Raw genomic sequence first — 19,407 nt, forward strand, 5'->3', positions numbered from 1 at the left:
GCTCCGATGGGGTATCGGAGCCAGGCTTTGGCAGCCCTGACGGTCTAGGATTAAACCAGTCCAACTTTCGGGGGCTAGTTCAAAGAGGTAAGGACGCCGGGGCTTAGTGATGCGCTGCTTGGCAGCTTATCGTTCGGGGTAGTGGCGTTCAGCTTCGCCGATGTAGACCTGGCGGGGGCGGCCAATCTTGCGGTCGGGGTCCTGGATACCTTCGGTCCACTGGGCGATCCAGCCGGGGAGGCGGCCCAGGGCGAAGAGGACGGTGAACATGTGCTCGGGGAAGCCCATGGCCTTGTAGATGAGGCCGGTGTAGAAGTCTACGTTGGGGTAGAGCTTACGTTCGATGAAGTAGTCGTCGTTGAGGGCCTTCTCTTCGAGACGCTTGGCGATATCGAGCAGTTCGTTGTTGCCGCCGATGGATTCGAGGATTTCGTCTGCGGTCTTCTTGACGATACGAGCGCGGGGGTCGTAGTTCTTGTAGACGCGGTGGCCGAAGCCCATGAGGCGGACGCCGTCTTCCTTGTTCTTGACCTTCTCCATGAAGTCTTCGGGGCTGATGCCGTCCTTCTGGATTTGGTTGAGCATCTTGAGCACTGCCTCGTTAGCGCCGCCGTGCAGGGGGCCGTAGAGGGCGTTGATACCGGCTGAGACGGAGGCGAACATGTTGGCGTTTGAGGAGCCTACCAGGCGCACGGTGGAGGTGGAGCAGTTCTGCTCGTGGTCTGCGTGCAGGAGCAGCAGCAGGTCAAGGGCCTTTGCGTGCAGGGGGTTGACCTCGTACTCCTCGGTGGGGAAGCCGAAGCACATGCGCAGGAAGTTCTCGGTGTAGTTGAGCTCGTTCTTGGGGTAGATGGAGGGCTCGCCCTTGGACTTCTTGTAGGCGTAGGCTGCCAGGGTGGGCACCTTGGAGAGCAGGCGGTAGGTTGAGATTTCTACCTGACGGGGGTCGAAGGGGTCGAGGGAGTCAGAGTAGAAGGTCGACATGGCTGAGACGCTGGATGCGAGGACGGCCATGGGGTGGGCGTCGCGGGGGAAACCGCGGAAGAAGAATTTGAAGTCTTCGTGCACCATGGTGTGGCGGCGAATCATCTGGTCAAAGTCTTCGAGCTGGGCGGGGGTGGGCAGTTCCCCGTAGATAAGCAGGTAGGCGGTTTCGATGAAGCTGGATTTTTCTGCCAGTTCTTCGATGGGGTAGCCGCGGTAGCGCAGGATGCCGGCGTCACCGTCGATGTAGGTGATAGCTGACTTTGCGTTTGCGGTGTTCATGAAGCCCGGGTCGTAGGCTACCTTGCCGGTTTCTTTGAGCATGCCTGCAACTTCGAAGGCACCGTTACCTTCGGTTGCTTCTACTGCGGGCAGGGGCAGTTCTTTGCCGTCATAGCTCAGCAGCGCTTTGTTCTCAGTCATTGTGTTCCTCCTGTCATACGAGGCAACGTACGTGCTGTGTGATGAAGTGGGATTCTAAAAAAGGACGGTGCGGCTTTCGCGGGGTGGTGGAAGGCCGCACCGTGCACGTACGCACGTCATCTATGGTCTACATTACAGCAGAATGATGCGCAGGGTCACATTGGTGTGAGTTCAGAAGCTACATTACGTTCTTTAGCTGAGCTTATTTGACATTAACAGTTTTGCTTTACTCTGACAGTCGGGCAGCAGCACGGGAAATGTCGTCGTCTGAGCCGGTCAGGGCAATGCGCACATAGCCCTCACCTGCGGTTCCGTAGAAAATGCCGGGGCCAATCACGATACCCTTGTCTGCAAAGCGCTGGACGGTAGCCCAGGTATCTTCACCTGCTGTAGCCCACAGGTAGAGCCCTGCCTCGGAGTGCTCGACGGTCAGGCCAAAGCGTTCCAGGGCGGGCAGTAGGGTCTCACGGCGAGCCCGGTAGAGGTCTTTCTGGGCCTCAACGTGCGCGTCATCTGAGAGCGCTGCGGTCATGGCAACCTGCACGGGAGCGGGCACAATCATACCTGCGTGCTTACGGGAGTTGACCAGGTTGGCCATAATCGCGGCGTCTCCCGCGATAAAAGCGCCGCGGTAGCCAGCGAAGTTGGACTGCTTAGAAAGAGAGTAGGCTGCCAGCACCAGGTCCTGGTTCTCGCCACAGACGCGGGGGTCCAGGACGGAGGGCACCGGCTTCCCGCCGCGGGTAGCGTCCCATTCTCCCCAACCCAGTTCTGCGTAGCACTCGTCGGAGGCAACCACGGCACCCAGGGCGCAGGCGTCCTCCACTATCTTTTTCAGCTCATCCACATCGCGCACGATGCCGGTGGGGTTGGCCGGCGAGTTGATCCATACCAGGCGGACGCGGGCACGGGTCGCCTCATCGAGCTCGTCCAGGGAGTCAGCGGCCACGGGGGTTGCACCGGCGAGCTGGGCACCGATGTCATAAGTAGGGTAGGCGACGGTGGGGCGGACGACCACGTCCCCCTCCCCCAGGCCCAGCAGGAAGGGCAGCCAGGCAACAAGCTCCTTTGAGCCGATGGTGGGCATGACTTGGTCGGTGGTTAGGCCGGGCACGCCGCGGCGGCGGTCGAACCAGTCAACGATAGCCTGGCGCAGGGTGAGGGTACCGTGGGTTGTGGGGTAGCCGTGGGCGTCGGTGGCACCGGCCAGGGCATCACGGATAACTGAGGGGGTAGGGTCAACCGGGGTTCCAATAGAAAGGTTAATGAGCCCCTCGGGGTGGGCTTCAGCGGTAGCCCGGTAGGGGGCCATGGTGTCCCAGGGGTAGTCGGGCAGGTCGAGGCCAAATTCGCGCATGGTCTGCTTTCTCTTGTGAATATGTTTGTTTTCTAGTGTAAGCCTTCGCTTAAAACTAAAGGAGCGAGTATCTCACGAGATACTCGCTCCTTGAACCGCGTTTAGAATCTTAGTCCTGGTTCTGCGGGGGCAGGGCCGCAATCATGGGGGCGTCCTTAGCGATGACGCCCAGGCGGGCTGCGCCACCGGGTGAGCCGAGGTCGTCGAAGAAGTCGGCGTTAGCTGCGGTGTAGTCTTCCCATTCTTCGGGTACGTCGTCTTCGTAGTAGATAGCTTCTACGGGGCAGACGGGCTCGCAGGCACCGCAGTCGACGCATTCGTCGGGGTGGATGTAGAGGGAGCGTTCGCCTTCGTAGATGCAGTCGACGGGGCATTCTTCGACGCAGGCGCGGTCTTTTACGTCGACGCAGGGCTGGGCGATGATGTAGGTCATGGGTGCCTTTCTGGTGGTGACGCACCGGTGCGTGGTGTGTTGGTTAACTGTGCTCTAGTGTATCTGGTCACCGGTGTGGGGGCAGATTTTTGTGATGGATGAGATAGCTTGTTGAGCCGGGTTAAGTTTTGTTGCGGCGATACCTGGTAGCGCTCACCATGCCGAAGGTTGCTGCGGCCAGGGAGCCTAGTGCCCAGATGGTTCCGGCGGTCCCCACGGGGTTGATGGGGTTGATGTAGACCAGCATTGAGGTGCCTTTGGTGAAGGCGAAGATGCCGATGAGCACGAAGGCGGTGGCCCCAACGACGGCCGCGGCCCAGTTCTTTTCGGTGTGGATTGCTGCCCAGGTCGCAGCGAAGTAGACCGTGAGCAGGCCGAGGGCAGCGCCCCAGGGCACCCAGAGGGTGCTGGTGGGGTACCAGATGTGGGCGTGGTACATGGTTCCGGCAAAACCTGCGATTAGGCCGAGGGCGACGGCGGTAATGGCCGAGTTGATAGGGCCGGGAGCTTCGACGCTCTCTTCGGGGGCAGCGTCCGCTGGGGTTCCTGCTTGGGCAGTACCCCAGAGTAGGCGGTAGGTTTCGGTGGGGTTGATGGGCTGGGAGACCCCGTTTGAGTATTCGAAGGTGGTGTCGCTGGTGATGACGATTTGGGTGGCGTGGGCCCGCATGGCTTCGCGCTTGTGGTCGATGCTGCCCATAATGACGGCTTGCTGGCGGGTGTCCTGCGGGTTGGAGTCACCTTCGATACCCCAGAGGGCGGTGGGGGCTGAGGGGGTTCCCTCCAGGGATCGGACGGCCGCTAGAGTAGCTTCGTAGGTGCGTTTGTGGTCGGGGTGCCCGTAGCCGCCGTCCGCGTCGTAGGTGACGACGACGTCCGGCCGGATCTCGCGGATAGCACTGGCGATAGCGTCTGCCTGGGGCTTGAGGGGCAGGCGGGTGAGGCAATCGTCGGCTGCTGCGGGGTTGGCGATAGCACGTCCGTCCGACCCCCAGGTCATGCCGGAGTCACGGTAGCTGGTGCGCTCGCCGGGCAGGTAACTCGCCCCCTCGCCCAGGTAGAGGTGGTGGCGGATGCCGAGGGCTTTGAGGGAGGCCTTGAGTTCCCCGGTGCGGTACTCGCCCAGGGCATGGCCCCGGTCGGTGTTCGCGGGGTGGGTTGCTTCGAGGTGGCGCAGGGCGGGGTCAATCACTTCGCCCATTTCGCCGCGGGTCATAGTGAGCAGGTGGACGGTGACGCCGGCGGCGGTGAGGGCACCAATGGTGGCGCCGGTGGATGAGGCTTCGTCGTCGGGGTGGGCATGGACGAAGAGGACGGTGGCGTCTTTGGGTTTGAGGCCGTCGGGTATCAGGCTGAAGGTGGCGCTGTCGGTGATGACTTCACCGGCGACCGGGTAGTGGGGCTGGGCGTCGAGTTCCATGGTGGCGGTTTTCTGCTGGGTGCTGTTTGGTTCCTAGCAATTTTAGCTTTAGTTACTGGGCTCTAGCTGGGTTTGGTCTTCTGTTTTATGATGGTGAGCGTTGGCTCACATTTATGGGGACAAGTACGGCAAAACTATGCCAGTGAGATGAGAGGCGAGGAGGCCTTTATGAGGACAAAGCGATGGTTGCGGACGGGCGTGCTGGCGTCCGCTCTGGCTCTGGGGCTGACGGGGGCGGTGGCGTCCGCCCAGGAAGTCACCCCAGCTGCCACAGCAGGCAGTCAGGTAGGCCAGGTGGAGCCCGGCCAGGCCCGTATGGGGGCTGGGTTTGTCTCAGATGAGGCAGGTGCCTCCTTCCAGCAGGGCGCAGCTCTAGCTGCCGAGCAACCAGTCCCGGCCCTGGCGTCCTTATCCGGGGTGCCGGGCATGGACGTTTCCAGCTGGCAGCCGTCTGTCGATTGGGCCCGCAACTATCAGCTGGGGGCGCGTTTTGCCTTTGTGAAGGCAACCGAGAGTAACTGGTATGTTTCACCCCGCTACCAGGAGCAGTATGCCGGTGCCCGCGCGGCGGGCATGCTGCGGGGGTCGTACCATTTTGCGATTCCCTCCGACAGTTCAGGGGCCGAGCAGGCCCGCTATTTCGTGGCCAATAGCCAGCCCTGGGTTCAGGACGGCGGCACCCTGCCTGGCATTCTTGACCTTGAGTTCAACCCCTACCCGCAATTTGGCAATACCTGCTACAATATGACCCCGGCCCAGCTGCGAGCCTGGGCCCACGATTTTGCAACCACCTACCGGCAACTGACCGGGCGTTACCCCATCTTGTACACGGCGACCTCCTGGGTCAACCAGTGCTTGGGCAATATTTCTGAGCTCTCCTACATGCCCCTGCATCTCGCCCGCTATACCACCACGGTCGGCCCTATGCCCACCGGCTATAGCGGCTATGACATCTGGCAGTATAGCGATAAGGGTCCCTTTGACGGGGATTCCAACCTCTTTAACGGTACGGAAAGCCAGCTCAGCTTCCTAGCTCTCAACCCCCGTTACCTACCCCAGGGCACTTCACGCCCGGCAGGTCTCTACCAGCTCTACGGGGCAATTGGCGGCTACTACCAGAGCAACTACCGCAGCCTGTGGGCCCCACGCACCAATGAATACCTGGTACTCCTCGGCGGGGTAGCCCAGGGCTTTGAGAACCACCGGCACGTCTACTGGCACCCCAGCACCGGGGCGCACGGTATTTTCTGGGCCGGGGCTATCGGCTCCCGGTTTGCGGCTACAGGTTTTGAGCGCGGCTGGGGCTTCCCCATCAGCGAGGACGCCAGCTTCAGCTACGGTGCCCAGCAGTGGTTCCGTACCCCCAGCGGCTACACCACGGCGGTATATTGGTCGCCTAAAACCGGCACCTATGCTCTCAACGGGCGCGGGGCCATTCACTGGCGCTGGGGCCAGAATACCCAGGTTTATGGTTTCCCTGTCTCCGACGAAACAGGTCTGGGCCGGGGAGCTGTAGTCCATTTCGAAAAGAATATGAGCCTCTACTGGACCCCTGAATTTGGCACCCAGCAGGTGGTCCGGTACGGTGCCCTGCATGATGCCTGGAAGGCAGCCGGTTACCACCAGGCACTTGGGTTCCCCACCCACGACGAACGGCGGGAGGCCGATGGGCGCATGCACCTGCGTCTGAGCTCCGGCGCTCACTTCACATGGAGCGAGCGCGAAGGCACCCGCCGCCTCCGCTAACCGCCCCATGCACCCAGACGGGCTCCCGCGTCCGCGCGCTGCCTGGTAGCACCTATGCTAAAGGGCCGTGGCCCGCTCCCCCGATTGAGGGAGCGGGCCACGGCCCTGAAGTTTAGCCTTAGGCGCGGGCGCGGCGGCGTGCTTCGCGCACACGCTCATTGGAGTCAAGGATAACCTTACGAATACGGATCGCTTCGGGGGTGACTTCCACGCACTCGTCCTCGCGGGCCCATTCCAGGGACTCTTCGAGGGTGAGCTTCTTGGGAGGAGTCATGTTTTCAAAGTTATCTGCTGAGGCTGAGCGCATGTTGGTCAGCTTCTTTTCGCGGGTGATGTTAACTTCCATGTCATCGGCGCGTGAGTTCTCGCCGATAATCATACCCTCATAGACCTCTGAGGTGGGTTCGACGAAGATGGTGCCACGTTCCTGCAGGCCGATGATGGCGTAGGGAGTAACGACGCCGGCACGGTCAGAAATCATGGAGCCGTTGGAGCGGTAGTCGATGTCGCCTGCCCAGGGCTCGTAGCCGGTGGAGTAGGACGATGAGATACCGGCACCGCGGGTCTCGGTGAGGAACTTGGTACGGAAGCCGATCAGGCCGCGGGCGGGCACGGCGAATTCCATGCGGACCCAGCCGGTGCCGTTGTTGGCCATGTTTTCCATGCGGCCCTTGCGAGCTGCCATGAGCTGGGTGACGGCGCCCAGGAATTCTTCGGGCACGTCGATAATCATGTGCTCCATGGGCTCATGGACCTTGCCGTCGATGGTCTTGGTGACGACCTGGGGCTTGCCCACGGTCAGCTCAAAGCCTTCGCGGCGCATCTGCTCAACGAGAATTGCCAGAGCGAGTTCGCCACGGCCCTGAACTTCCCAGGCGTCCGGACGCTCGGTGGGCAGAACCTTGAGGGAGACGTTACCGATAAGTTCCTTATCGAGGCGGTCCTTCACCTGGCGGGCGGTAACCTTAGCACCCTTGACCTTACCGGCCAGCGGTGAGGTGTTGATACCGATGGTAACGGAGATCGCGGGGTCGTCGACCTTAATCAGGGGCAGGGGCTTGGGGTTCTCAGGGTCGGTGAGGGTTTCGCCGATGGTGATGTCTTCGATACCGGCAACAGCGACAATTTCACCGGGGCCAGCGGACTCAGCGGGAACACGCTCCAGGGCCTTGGTGGCCAGCAGTTCGGAGATACGGACGTTCTTGGTTTCGCCATCCTGACGTACCCAGGCAACAGTCTGGCCCTTCTTCAGGGTGCCGTTGAAGATACGCAGCAGGGCCAGGCGGCCCAGGAAGGGTGAGGAGTCGAGGTTGGTCACGTGAGCCTGCAGCACCTCGTTGGGGTCGTAGGTGGGGGCAGGAACGTGTTCCAGGATGGTCTCGAAGAGGGGTTCCAGATCATCGTTATCGGGCAGGGCACCGTCGGCGGGCTGGTTCAGTGAAGCAGCGCCAGCCTTACCTGATGCATAGACGACGGGGACGTTCAGCAGAGCGTCGATATCGAGGTCGGGAACCTCATCGGCCAGGTCGCTAGCCAGGCCCAGAAGCAGGTCCATAGACTCGCCAACAACTTCGTCAATACGGGCGTCGGGGCGGTCAACCTTGTTAACAACCAGAATAACGGGCAGCTTAGCAGCCAGGGCCTTGCGCAGAACGAAACGGGTCTGAGGCAGGGGGCCTTCTGAAGCGTCAACCAGCAGCACAACGCCGTCAACCATGGACAGGCCGCGCTCAACCTCGCCACCGAAGTCAGCGTGACCGGGGGTGTCAATAACGTTGATGGTGATTTCTTCGCCCTTGGCTGCGGGGCCGGAGTAGAACACGGTGGTGTTCTTAGCCAAAATGGTGATGCCCTTTTCCTTTTCAAGGTCACCGGAGTCCATGACGCGGTCTTCCACGTCAGCGTGGGCGGAGAAGGCGTTGGTCTGCTTGAGCATCGCATCAACGATGGTGGTCTTGCCGTGGTCAACGTGAGCCACGATTGCCACGTTGCGAAGGTCGCTCCGTGAAGCGGTGTTCTGAGTTTCAGACATGCGGAAAGTATCTCGCTTACATGTTGGGGATAAGGACGCCGGTGCGCGGCATACCTGCCGAATTTTCGGCACCAGCGCAGAGGGCTTTCGGTTTGATTATACCGGCGGCACCTAAACTAGCCGCTATCTTCTGGAACACATTAGAAATGAATAAGGGAGGCGGACGCTCTCGGCGCCGACTGGCTGGGGCTGGCATGAATTGCCAGTGAGCGCCAGCGAACCGGCAAGAAGGTTAGTCGGCAAGAGAGCGTCCGCCTCCCTAAAGGCAGCTCATTTCCTATTTATTCCAGGGTGTCTGCTTTACATCCTGGGGCTTGACCACGGGGATGGAGCCGGTTGCGGTGCGGATCTGCTCAATCGCGGCGGTGTTGGCTTCCACCTGCAGGGAGACTTCATCCACAGCCTTTTCTACGGCTTCTTCCACCTTGGCTTCGACGGCGCTTTCAACCGCGGAGTCCACGGCTTCTTCGACCTTGGCCTCAACCGCCTTGTCCACGGCTTCTTCCAGGGCAGCTTCGAGCTGGCCGTCCAGGTGTTCATCGAGGTGCTCCCCCACTGCTGCGGTGACGCGGTCTTCAACGCCTTCGGCAACCAGCTCGTTGACGCGGTCGTCAATCTGCTCAGCCAAGGATGCCTCAATCTCGCGACGGGCGTTACGACGCTGGGCACGGACGAAGAGACGGTGCTCAACGCTCAGGGCCTTGTAGAGGGAGATACACATGAGCACGATGACCACGGAGAAGGGCAGCGCCGTCAGAATTGCCACGGTTTGGATTGCCGACAGCGATTCGCTACCGCCGATGACAACCAGGGAGATAGCGGTGGCAGCTGCAACCAGCACCCAGAAGACACGAATCCAGGTTTTGGGCTCGGGTGACCCGTTAGTGGAAAGCATGCCCAGTACCAGAGCGCCGGAGTCAGCTGAGGTCACGAAGAAGACGGTAATCAGCAGGACCGCACCGGCGGTCAGAATGACGCCACCGGGCAGGTTGTGGAACATCTGGAAGAGGGCATTTTCTGCAGAGACGCTACCGTCTTCGCCCACCAGGCTGGTGCCGGGTCCGAAGAGCTCCTGGTGCAGGGCGGTGCCGCCGAGTACGGAGAACCAGAAGAAGGAGGTCAGCGCAGGTACTAGCAGAACGCCGATGACGAATTCGCGCACGGAACGGCCCTTGGAAACGCGGGCGATGAACATGCCGACGAAGGGCGACCAGGAAATCCACCAGCCCCAGTAGAAGGTGGTCCAGGCAGCCTGGAACTGCTCACCGTCAACGCCGTAGAGGGCCAGGGTCTCGAAGGTCATGGCAACCACATTTTGCAGGTAGTTACCGATGGACCCGATGAAGTTACGGAAGAGGAAGAGGGTGGGGCCTACCACCAGCACAAAAAGGCAGACGATAGCAGCCAGAACGAGGTTGCCGTTGGAGAGCCACTTCATACCCTTTTCCAGGCCGGTGACCACAGAGAAGAGAGTGATACCCATGAGCACCACGATGATGCCCACCAGCCAGCCGTTGCCCTGGGCCGGAATGTTCATGTAGCCCAGGCCCGCAGCAATCTGCATAACACCGAGGCCAAGAGAGGTCGCTACACCGAAGAGGGTACCGACCAGAGCGACAACGTCGATGACGTCACCTGCTCCACCTTTTACACGGTCGCCCAGCAGGGGTTTGAGGGAGTAGCGGATGGAAAGGGGCAGCTTGAGGCGGTGGGTTGCATAGGCAATAGCAAGGCCCACGATGACGTAGATAGCCCAGGGGTGCAGGCCCCAGTGCAGGAAGGCCTGGCTCATCGCTGCCTGGGCGATCTCTTCCTTGGTGCCGTCGCCCACGCCGGGGCGGGGGTCAACGTAGTGCATGAGGGGTTCGGTTGCCCCGTAGAAGACCAGGCCGATGCCCATACCGGCAGCGAAGAGGAAGGCGAACCAGGTGGTGAAGGGGTAGGCGGGCTCGTCATCGTCGTCGCCTAGTTTGACGTCACCCATGCGGGAGAAGCCCAGGTAGAGGGCAAAGATAACGAAGAAAGCAACGATGGCGACGTAGTACCAGCCGAAGTAGTTAATGACGTCGGCCTGCAGGGCATCGAAGATTTCTTTGGTGCGGTGGGGGAAGGCCAGGGTAATGCCGATGAAGGCGGCCATGATGACGGCTGCGGGAATAAAGACCTTGGGGGCCAGGGAACCTTCTCGCATGTTTTCCTTGGCGGCCGCGTCGATATCCCCCTTCCGCAGGTCGGGGCCCGTGCCGGGCGGAGTTTGCTGGGTAGTAGCCATGAAAGTGTCCTTTATATCTTCTTACGTTTCGACCTAGTTGACATGCAAAAGCACCTCACGAGCTGCCGTCCGCGTCCACGCTCAGTCAAGGGGCGCGGGGCCGCGCAGCGTGGTTCGGGAGGGGGCTAGAGATGCCTGTTCCACCCTAATAATAACACCACTGATAATAAGTAGGCATTCTCTTGGGAGGGCTAATGCCGACAAAACCACAAAAAACCACACCTGCCAGCGGGGTCAAAAACTACCAAACCAACATAAAATAGAGGCAAGAACACCCAAATCGACAGGAAGGTAGAGCACACATGTCTCTCCCCGCCATCACCGACCCCGTCCAGACTAAGGCCTGGGCAGCCCTGACCGAGCACCAGCAGAAGACCACCGCCGACCTGCGCGCCTGGTTCGAAGCAGACCCCGCCCGCGCCGAAAAGCTGAGCTTCACCGCCGCCAACCTCTACGTTGACCTCTCCAAGAACCTCATCACCGAAGAGACCCTGGCCCTGCTGACCCAGCTGGCCGAAGAGGTCAACCTCGAAGAGCGCCGCGACGCCATGTTCGCCGGTGAGCGCATCAACGTCACCGAAGACCGCGCCGTCCTGCACACCGCCCTGCGCCGCCCCAAGGGCGCAACCCCCGCTCTCGTGGTTGATGGCCAGGACGTCGATACCGACGTCCACGAGGTCCTCGCCAAGATTTACGACTTTGCCGACCGCGTCCGCTCCGGCGAGTGGGTAGGCATTACCGGCAAGCGCATCAAAACCGTTGTCAACATCGGCATCGGCGGCTCAGACCTGGGCCCCGTCATGGTCTACGAGGCCCTGAAGCCCTACGCCCAGCCCGGCCTGACCGCCCGATTCATCTCCAACATCGACCCCACCGACGCCGCCGAAACTGTCAAGGACCTAGACCCCGAGACCACCCTCTTCATCGTCGCCTCCAAGACCTTCGGCACCCTCGAAACCCTCACCAACGCCCGCGTCTGCCGCGAGTGGCTGCTCACCTCCCTGCGCGAGGCCGGCGCCCTGGATGGCAAGGACGAAAAGGACGCCGTCGCCGCCCACTTCGTCGCCGTCTCCACCGCCCTGGATAAGGTCGAGGCCTTCGGCATTGACCCCGAGAACACTTTCGGATTCTGGAACTGGGTAGGCGGACGCTACTCCGTCGACTCCGCCATCGGCACCCCCCTGGCTATTGTGCTCGGCCCCGAGGTCTTCGAGCAGTTCCTGGCCGGCTTCCACGCCATAGACGAGCACTTCCGCACCGCGCCCCTAGCCGAAAACGTTCCCGCCCTCATGGGCCTGCTGAACATCTGGAACGTCAACTTCCTGGGCGCCGAAACCCACGCCGTCCTCCCCTACGACCAGTACCTGCACCGCTTCCCCGCCTACCTGCAGCAGCTGACCATGGAATCCAACGGCAAATCCGTGCGCGCCGACGGCAAGCCCGTCACCACCGCCACCGGTGAAGTCTTCTGGGGCGAGCCCGGCACCAACGGCCAGCACGCCTTCTACCAGCTCATCCACCAGGGCACCCGCCTAATTCCCGCCGACTTCATCGCCTTCGCCAACCCGGTTCACGCAACCCGCGACGGCGAGCAGGACGTCCACGAGCTCTTCCTGGCCAACTTCTTCGCCCAGACCAAGGCCCTGGCCTTCGGCAAGACCGCCGACGAGGTTCGCGCTGAAGGCACCGCCGAAGAAATCGTTCCTGCCCGCGTCTTCTCAGGCAACCGCCCCACCACCTCCATCATGGCCTCCCAGCTGACCCCCGCCGTCCTGGGCCAGCTCATCGCCCTCTACGAACACATCACTTTCGTTCAGGGCATTGTCTGGGGTATTGACTCCTTCGACCAGTGGGGTGTTGAACTCGGCAAGCAGCTCGCCCTGCAGCTGGCTCCCGCCGTCGGCGGCGATCGCGAGGTTCTGGCCCAGCAGGATTCCTCAACCCAGGGCCTGATTAGTTTCTACCTGGAAAATCGTAACTAGTATCGCTTCAGCTGGACGCCCAGGCAAACATGCCGAGTAGCACAGGACCCCGGTAACTTCGTGAGTTACCAGGGTCCTGCGTTAAAGCTGGGCGAGCGTGGTGAGTACGGCCTGCTCGATAATTCCGATGACCTGGGCCTCAGGTAAGGTAGGTAGGTTTCCGCCTTCTACTCCCCCGGCGTCCGCACTGGCTATGACCTGCGGACGCCCGGCCGTAGCGTCCGCATCCTCCCCAGCTTCTGCGCGGGTGAGGGGAATATGAATAAAGCCAGCCGGTATTGCCCCTGCCGTGGCGTGCATGAGTTCGTAAAAAACATGGTTACAGACGAAGGTGCCGGCGGTGTAGGACAGCTCCACAGGTAACTTTTGAGAGATAAGCTGCTCAAAAATTGCCCGGGTAGGCAGGGTAGCGAAGTAAGCTTCGGGCCCCTGTCTGCGAATGGGCTGGTCTAGCAGCTGGACCCCAGCATTATCTGGAATGCGGGCTGAGTCAAGGTTGGTAGCAACCCGTTCCAGACCAACCTTGTCGCGGCCAGCGGCAACACCCAGGCTGATAGCCAGCTGAGGTGTGAAGCGCTCAAGCAGCTCGCCCAGTACACGACTAGATTCAGCAAACTCTACCGGCAACTCTTCTACCTCCACGGTGAGGTCGGGGGCCGAAACAGCTAGGGCTTCTTGGGCGCCCATGGCCACGGCCTGGCTGGGATTAACGGGAACCCCTTCAAAGGGGCCGAAATAGGTCAGCAGAAGGGTAGTCATCATCGGCTCCTGCGATTATAGGTATTCTTGAGGGTATGTCTGAGCATAAGCCTACCCGCTATATCCACCCTGAAGAACCCCTGGAAGATACCCCCGAGGCCCTCAACCTTGACGGCTTCGAGGATGAAGAGCATCCGGACGAGTTTCGCGCCCCCGCCATTGCCCAGCAGGTGGGGCCGGCAGGAGCCATCCGCCTTTTTTACCGTCACTACTGGAATAGCAAGGGCCAGGCCTCAGCCAGTGAATTCTGGTGGGCTATGCTCTATCTAGTCGTCGGCACCTTTCTCTATTTTGGGGCCACGATCTGGCTCAACTACCTGACCCTCCCTAAAGATTCCTCCTCACTCTTACGCACCTTATTTATGCTGCTTGCCATGACGAACCCCCTATGGATCTTTATCAATATCGGCCCCACAGTATCGCTCATTAAACGCAGGCGCAATTCCCGTCACTAGCTAGAAGAGAAGCTACCTAGTCCGCACAGGGGTAGGTAGCGTCCCTTCCAAAAGACCGCAGGGGCCGGTAGCAGGCTAACCCAGAAGCTCAGGAGCTCTGAAGTCTTGGCCCAGCAGATGCTGGTCCAGCCAGGCGGTGAAGACCTGATACCAGAGGCGGGAGTTGCCGGGCTTCAGGATCCAGTGCCCTTCATCGGGGAAGTAGAGGTACTTGTGGCCCAGCTCCGGGGAGTGGCGCTGCAGGTCAGCCCAAAGGTGGTGGGCCTGGCCGATGGGCACACGGTAGTCCTTATCGCCGTGAATCACCAGCATAGGAGCCGCGATATCGGCGGCATGATGACGCGGCGAGATGCTGTCGCCCTCTCCCCCGAACTCGACCTTCCATTCGTGCCAGGACCCGTTATCTGAGAGATAGTACATGGTGTTGTAGTCCCAGATTGAGGCGTGGGTGACGTAGCACTTAAAGCGGGTGCCCGCGCGTCCTGCCACCCAGTTGGTCATAAACCCGCCGTAGGAGCCGCCTGAGAAGGCCACGTTATCGCCCTGGATATCGTCGCGGGCGGCAGTCTCTTCGACCACCTGCATAATGTCGGTGTAGGGGGTGCCGCCCAGGTCGTCGCCGCCGCGGTCGAGCATGTGCTGGCCGTAGCCGGTGGAAATCGCGGGATCGGGCATGAGCACGGCGTAGCCGGCTTCGGTGAAGGCCCAGGGGTTCCAGCGGTAGGTCCAGGAGTTCCATGATCCCCAGGGGCCGCCGTGTGCAAAAACTAGCAGGGGCAGGGGGCCGTCCGTATCCTTTTCGGGCAGGGCGAGGAAGGAGGTGAACTCGGTGCCGTCGGCCGCGGTGGAGCTCAGTCGCTCAAAACGGCCGGGGGCGCGTAGCTCTTCAACGGGTGAGGCCAGACGGGTGATATCGCCACTTTCGATATCGATACGCACGGGGTAGGCCGAGTGCTGGTGGGCATCGCGCAGGGCAATCAGGGAGCCTTCGTTGTAGGCCAGGGCCGAGAAATGGCTGGCGCCGTCCTCAACCAGGGTGCGGGTGGAGCCGCCGATACTGCCGGTCAGGATGGCGGTGGCCCCCAGGTGGTCGGTAACAAAAGCGTAGCGGGTACTATCGAGCCACACGATGTCGCCAGCCCAGCGGTCTACGTCGCGGGAGAGCTCGGTCAGCTGGCCGGTCTCAAAACTGTAGTGGCTGGCGTTAACCTTGATGGACTGGCCGGGCAGCCAGCGGCGCACCTCAGTGATAGCTAGACCGCTGCCGTCCGGGGTGAAGGGGCCTGCCGAGTAGTCGTGGGTTTCAGTCGCCTCAACCAACAGCTGGGGCTCTTTCTCGCCGTTGAGGTCGAGTAGCCAGGTGCTGTAACGCTGGTGGATGCCGCGGACCTTAGTGTGCAGAGTGACGGCTGCACGGTCGCCGGTGGGGCAGACCTCAAAACCGGCCAGTTCTGAGCGGTCGCCCGGCAGCGCGATTCGGCGGGGTTGGCCGCCCCCGTCCTTAACGAAAAGGGCGCGGACGCCGGTGCCCAGGTCGTGGTCCCAGAAGCGGGTGGGGAATTCGGTGTAGAGCACACCGGAGGTTGCAGTTTTCTCGCGTTCGTCGAGGGTCTTGGCCTGTTCTTCGAGGCTGCCGCGGTGGGCTTTGCCGCTGTAGATGTAGCGGGTGGTTTCGCCGCGCTGGCGCACCGTGAGGGCATTCACACCGCCGGGGTGGGTGAAGATGAGTTCGGGTTCACCGTGCTCCGGTAGGCGGTAGACGCCTTTGAGGCTCTTGGAGTCGGCTTCGTCGACGTCCTTGCCCAGGGTCAGGTAGATGTGCCCCTCATCGGTGACGGTGAGGACGGAGGCGCCCGACTCGGGTGCCGTCAGCGGGTAGGGCTTGCCCTCCTGGCCTGCGGGAAGGGCCCAGAGGCGGGGACGCCACTTTGCGCCGTCCTTATTGAGGGTATTGACGGTGAGCACCGGGGCACCGGTGCGACCCGCAGCCAGCCCGACCATGCGGGGGTGTTCGATGAGCTGCGATAGGTAGGCAGCATTTTTCTGCTGGTTGTTTTCGCTAGATGTGGTGTCAGTCATAGGTTCTACGGTATCACCAGCACCTGTTGAGGTGATAGCGCATTACCCTCCCCTTCTTAACATTGCTCCTAGCTGACAGGCAAACGAGCAAAAGTTCCGTCGTCCATACCTGCACCAAGGTAGGCATCTAGAATCTGCTCTGCGTGGTGCGGGGCAAGAAACCGAATAATGGCCAGAAGGTCTTCCCTTGTATTCAGGGGTTGCTCTACTGCCGCCGTCAAAATAGGGGTTTCTTCCGCGGCTGCCGCCCCAAAGATGATGTGCGGTGCGCCGTGGATACGGTCACGACAAATACCCAAAGCGGTGTTAAGTGCAAAGAGGTTACGGCCTTTGATTGCGGCACGAGCGCAGGCCGCCTGATAGCTAAAGCGGCTCTGAAATTCCACCTGCATGTACAGGGTATCTACCAGATTTTGGAGTTCAGCGACTTTTGCCTCTAGGTCTCGATACTGGGCCACGCTAACCGGGGCGTCCGCCTCCTCAAAATCATCTCCGGTGAGCAGCGGGAAAATATGCTGAGTATTCAGCGGAGCCTGGTTGCTATGGTCATCGCGCGCAGGGTCGGGGTGGACCCACCGGATTTCCTCAATCTCAGCGCTGGGCGCAGCCTGGTCCAAATCAGCAACACCCCCGGCGGTTACCAAGAGGTAAACATGGGCGCGGACGGTTCGCCCCGCCTCATTGAGGGCAGCCGCTTCGTAGGTTCCCAGGTTCATCAAGGAATAGCTGTCGAGCACAAGGCCCAGTTCTTCGGTAGCTTCACGGCGAGCGGTTTCTTCGGCGGTTTCACCCGGCTCAGGCTTACCACCGGGAAACATGAACCCTGTGGTGCCGCGTTTGCGAACGGTGAGAACCTCACCCAAGGAATTACGAATGACAAGTGCAGAAACAACAATCGGGGCTGAAGTAGCGGTACTCATATCAGTAACCCTATCTCAGTAGTCGAGTCATCTTGTCACACAGGCTCTCTTATTTAGTGAGCGCAGGCACATCGTTGTATTCTTGGAAATGAAACTGCCCACAAGCGACAAGGGAGACGCCCTTCATGGCAAAGATTATCTACACCCATACCGATGAGGCTCCGCTGCTGGCGACCTACTCCTTCCTGCCCATTCTTGAGGCTTACGCTTCAACCGCCGGTGTTGAGGTAGAAACCCGCGATATTTCACTTTCGGGCCGTATTCTGGCTCAGTTCAGCGATATTCTCCCTGCAGAGCAGCAGGTAGCGGACGCCCTGACCGAGCTGGGTGAGCTGGCCAAGACCCCCGAAGCTAACATCATCAAGCTGCCCAACATTTCGGCGTCCGTACCCCAGCTCAAGGCCGCTATCGCTGAGCTGCAGGCCAAGGGCTTCGCTATCCCCGACTACCCCGATGAGGTTGTGACCGAGCAGGATAAGGACGTCCGCGCCCGCTACGACCGCGTCAAGGGTTCAGCTGTGAACCCGGTTCTGCGCGAGGGCAACTCAGACCGCCGCGCCCCCCTCTCTGTTAAGAACTACGCCCGCAAGAACCCCCACTCCATGGGCGCCTGGTCAGCAGATTCCAAGACCAACGTCGCCACCATGGGTCACGATGATTTCTTCTCCAACGAGAAGTCCGTGATTATTGAGGCTGACGACACCCTGAAAATTCAGCACGTCGGTACCGATGGCAGCGTGACCGTCCTGAAGGAATCTGTGCCCGTACTGGCCGGTGAAATCGTTGACGGCACCTACATGAACGTGGCTGAACTTGATAAGTTCCTGGCCGAGCAGGTTGCCCGTGCCAAGGCTGAGGGTGTGCTCTTCTCGGTGCATCTGAAGGCCACCATGATGAAGGTGTCTGACCCCATCCTCTTCGGCCGCGTCGTGCGCGCTTACTTCTCCGAGCTTTTTGAGACCTACGGTGAGCAGCTGGACGCTGCCGGCCTGAACGGCAACAACGGCCTGGCCGCTATCATCTCCGGCATTGACACCCTGCCCGAGGATATCCGTGAGGACGTCCGCGAGCTCATCCACAAGGGTCTGCAGGAAGGCCCCGAGCTGGCCTACGTTAATTCTGACAAGGGCATCACCAACCTGCACGTCCCCTCAGACGTCATTGTGGACGCTTCCATGCCCGCCATGATTCGTACCTCCGGTCGGATGTGGGGCGAGTCAGGCCAGCAGGCTGACACCCTGGCTGTGCTCCCCGATTCTTCCTACGCTGGCGTCTACCAGACCGTTATCGAGGACTGCCGTGCAAACGGCGCCTACGACCCCACCACCATGGGTACCGTGCCCAACGTGGGTCTAATGGCGCAGAAGGCTGAGGAATACGGTTCACACGACAAGACCTTCCAGCTTGAAGCGGACGGCACAGTTCAGGTGGTGAACTCTGCCGGTGACGTTCTCATTGAACACGAAGTTTCTGCCGGTGATATCTGGCGCGCCTGCCAGACCAAGGACATCCCCGTTCAGGACTGGATCAAGCTGGCCGTCACCCGCGCCCGCGACTCCCAGACCCCCGCTGTCTTCTGGCTCGATAAGAACCGTGCCCACGACGCTAACCTGATTGCCAAGGTCGAGAAGTACCTGCCCGAGCACGACACTTCAGGTCTGGATATCCGCATTCTGGCTCCTGCCGAGGCAACCCAGTTCTCCATCGACCGCATCCGCAAGGGTGAAGACACCATTTCGGTTACCGGCAACGTGCTGCGTGACTACCTGACCGACCTCTTCCCCATTCTGGAACTGGGCACCTCAGCCAAGATGCTGTCCATTGTTCCGCTCATTAACGGTGGTGGCCTCTTTGAGACCGGCGCTGGTGGCTCCGCCCCCAAGCACGTTCAGCAGGTTCTGGAAGAGAACCACCTGCGCTGGGACTCCCTGGGTGAGTTCCTGGCCCTGGCTGCTTCCTTTGAGCACCTGGCCAAGACCACCGGTAATGCTTCTGCCCAGGTTCTGGCCGATACCTTGGATAAGGCAACCGGTACTTTCTTGAACGAGAACAAGTCACCTTCACGCCGTGTGGGCGAGATTGATAACCGTGGCTCGCACTTCTACCTGGCTAAGTTCTGGGCTGAGGAGCTGGCTGCTCAGGGTGAGGACGCCGATTTGGCGGCTAAGTTCGCCCCGGTGGCTGAGGCTCTGGCTGCGAACGAGGAGAAGATTGTGGCTGAGCTGCTGGGCGCCCAGGGCTCCCCCGCCGACCTCGGCGGCTACTACAAGCCCGAGGACGCCAAGGCATCAGCGGTGATGCGCCCGAGCACGACGCTGAATGACGTGGTGGATGAGTTGAAATAAAAGTACCAAAAGGAAAATAAAGAGTGGCCCCAGCTATCTAGCAGGGGCCTTCTTGGATAAAAGAAAAAATTATAAGAGAGGTAAAGAAAAGTTGAATAGAATCAAAGAAATTAGTGCCATGAGGCTTATTCAAAAGTCCCACCCGCAGCCAAAAACACCAACCCCCGCACCACCGCAAACACCCGCCCATACAACCCCAA

Annotated in this window: 13 protein-coding genes; 4 read left to right on the forward strand and 9 right to left on the reverse strand. The window is 60.7% G+C overall.

Annotated features, from left to right (window positions below; all coding sequences use genetic code 11):
• Positions 1-126: 126 nt before the first annotated feature.
• From ACFP6B_RS09385 to ACFP6B_RS09400, 4 genes are all read right to left on the reverse strand, one after another.
• A complete protein-coding gene (locus ACFP6B_RS09385) occupies positions 127-1,407 on the reverse strand; it encodes a citrate synthase (protein ID WP_237223411.1) in 1,281 nt (426 codons plus the stop codon).
• Positions 1,408-1,633: 226 nt separating this feature from the next.
• On the reverse strand, positions 1,634-2,764 hold the full coding sequence (dapC, locus tag ACFP6B_RS09390; protein WP_377129498.1) for a succinyldiaminopimelate transaminase: 1,131 nt from the start codon (positions 2,762-2,764) through the stop codon (positions 1,634-1,636).
• A 109-nt stretch (positions 2,765-2,873) separates the two neighbouring features.
• Positions 2,874-3,197: a ferredoxin gene (gene fdxA / locus ACFP6B_RS09395; RefSeq protein ID WP_135013646.1), complete on the reverse strand. Its 324-nt coding sequence runs from the start codon at positions 3,195-3,197 to the stop codon at positions 2,874-2,876.
• A gap of 121 nt (positions 3,198-3,318) precedes the next feature.
• Complete coding sequence (locus tag ACFP6B_RS09400) at positions 3,319-4,617, reverse strand: PIG-L family deacetylase (RefSeq protein WP_377129501.1); 1,299 nt, start codon at positions 4,615-4,617, stop codon at positions 3,319-3,321.
• Positions 4,618-4,785: 168 nt separating this feature from the next.
• Between ACFP6B_RS09400 and ACFP6B_RS09405 the strand changes: the two genes are divergently transcribed.
• Entirely contained in the window at positions 4,786-6,363 is a 1,578-nt protein-coding gene (locus ACFP6B_RS09405; protein ID WP_377129503.1) for a GH25 family lysozyme, read from the forward strand.
• 118 nt (positions 6,364-6,481) lie between these two features.
• On the opposite strand, the gene typA is transcribed toward ACFP6B_RS09405, so the two are convergent.
• A complete protein-coding gene (typA, locus tag ACFP6B_RS09410; protein WP_185174363.1) occupies positions 6,482-8,395 on the reverse strand; it encodes a translational GTPase TypA in 1,914 nt (637 codons plus the stop codon).
• 277 nt (positions 8,396-8,672) lie between these two features.
• Positions 8,673-10,667 carry a BCCT family transporter gene (locus ACFP6B_RS09415; protein WP_377129505.1) on the reverse strand — a complete coding sequence of 665 codons (1,995 nt, stop codon included), beginning with the start codon at positions 10,665-10,667 and terminating at the stop codon, positions 8,673-8,675.
• A 302-nt stretch (positions 10,668-10,969) separates the two neighbouring features.
• Between ACFP6B_RS09415 and pgi the strand changes: the two genes are divergently transcribed.
• Positions 10,970-12,649: a glucose-6-phosphate isomerase gene (gene pgi / locus ACFP6B_RS09420; protein ID WP_377129507.1), complete on the forward strand. Its 1,680-nt coding sequence runs from the start codon at positions 10,970-10,972 to the stop codon at positions 12,647-12,649.
• An 81-nt stretch (positions 12,650-12,730) separates the two neighbouring features.
• Here the strand turns inward: pgi and ACFP6B_RS09425 are convergent, their stop codons facing one another.
• On the reverse strand, positions 12,731-13,408 hold the full coding sequence (locus ACFP6B_RS09425; RefSeq protein ID WP_377129509.1) for a pyroglutamyl-peptidase I family protein: 678 nt from the start codon (positions 13,406-13,408) through the stop codon (positions 12,731-12,733).
• A 35-nt stretch (positions 13,409-13,443) separates the two neighbouring features.
• On the opposite strand from ACFP6B_RS09425, the gene ACFP6B_RS09430 reads away from it, so the two are divergent.
• Positions 13,444-13,863, forward strand: a complete 420-nt coding sequence (locus ACFP6B_RS09430) for a DUF805 domain-containing protein (RefSeq protein WP_377129511.1) — start codon at positions 13,444-13,446, stop codon at positions 13,861-13,863.
• A 75-nt stretch (positions 13,864-13,938) separates the two neighbouring features.
• Here ACFP6B_RS09430 and ACFP6B_RS09435 read toward each other — a convergent pair whose 3' ends face one another.
• On the reverse strand, positions 13,939-15,942 hold the full coding sequence (locus ACFP6B_RS09435; RefSeq protein ID WP_377129513.1) for an alpha/beta hydrolase family protein: 2,004 nt from the start codon (positions 15,940-15,942) through the stop codon (positions 13,939-13,941).
• 68 nt (positions 15,943-16,010) lie between these two features.
• A complete protein-coding gene (locus ACFP6B_RS09440; protein ID WP_377129515.1) occupies positions 16,011-16,862 on the reverse strand; it encodes an NUDIX hydrolase in 852 nt (283 codons plus the stop codon).
• Positions 16,863-16,987: 125 nt separating this feature from the next.
• Between ACFP6B_RS09440 and ACFP6B_RS09445 the strand changes: the two genes are divergently transcribed.
• Positions 16,988-19,207 carry an NADP-dependent isocitrate dehydrogenase gene (locus tag ACFP6B_RS09445; protein WP_377129517.1) on the forward strand — a complete coding sequence of 740 codons (2,220 nt, stop codon included), beginning with the start codon at positions 16,988-16,990 and terminating at the stop codon, positions 19,205-19,207.
• Positions 19,208-19,407: the final 200 nt, after the last annotated feature.

The organism is Rothia nasimurium (assembly GCF_042660305.1).
In the GTDB taxonomy this organism is placed as follows: Bacteria; Actinomycetota; Actinomycetes; order Actinomycetales; family Micrococcaceae; genus Rothia; species Rothia nasimurium.

Bases quoted from the DNA above. Each gene is read 5' to 3' on its own strand.
- ACFP6B_RS09405 (WP_377129503.1), top strand. From the start codon at position 4,786: ATGAGGACAAAGCGATGGTTGCGGACGGGCGTGCTGGCGTCCGCTCTG.
- ACFP6B_RS09425 (WP_377129509.1), bottom strand. From the start codon at position 13,408: ATGACTACCCTTCTGCTGACCTATTTCGGCCCCTTTGAAGGGGTTCCC.
- ACFP6B_RS09445 (WP_377129517.1), top strand. From the start codon at position 16,988: ATGGCAAAGATTATCTACACCCATACCGATGAGGCTCCGCTGCTGGCG.
- typA (WP_185174363.1), bottom strand. From the start codon at position 8,395: ATGTCTGAAACTCAGAACACCGCTTCACGGAGCGACCTTCGCAACGTG.
- fdxA (WP_135013646.1), bottom strand. From the start codon at position 3,197: ATGACCTACATCATCGCCCAGCCCTGCGTCGACGTAAAAGACCGCGCC.
- ACFP6B_RS09400 (WP_377129501.1), bottom strand. From the start codon at position 4,617: ATGGAACTCGACGCCCAGCCCCACTACCCGGTCGCCGGTGAAGTCATC.
- dapC (WP_377129498.1), bottom strand. From the start codon at position 2,764: ATGCGCGAATTTGGCCTCGACCTGCCCGACTACCCCTGGGACACCATG.
- pgi (WP_377129507.1), top strand. From the start codon at position 10,970: ATGTCTCTCCCCGCCATCACCGACCCCGTCCAGACTAAGGCCTGGGCA.
- ACFP6B_RS09385 (WP_237223411.1), bottom strand. From the start codon at position 1,407: ATGACTGAGAACAAAGCGCTGCTGAGCTATGACGGCAAAGAACTGCCC.
- ACFP6B_RS09435 (WP_377129513.1), bottom strand. From the start codon at position 15,942: ATGACTGACACCACATCTAGCGAAAACAACCAGCAGAAAAATGCTGCC.
- ACFP6B_RS09440 (WP_377129515.1), bottom strand. From the start codon at position 16,862: ATGAGTACCGCTACTTCAGCCCCGATTGTTGTTTCTGCACTTGTCATT.
- ACFP6B_RS09430 (WP_377129511.1), top strand. From the start codon at position 13,444: ATGTCTGAGCATAAGCCTACCCGCTATATCCACCCTGAAGAACCCCTG.
- ACFP6B_RS09415 (WP_377129505.1), bottom strand. From the start codon at position 10,667: ATGGCTACTACCCAGCAAACTCCGCCCGGCACGGGCCCCGACCTGCGG.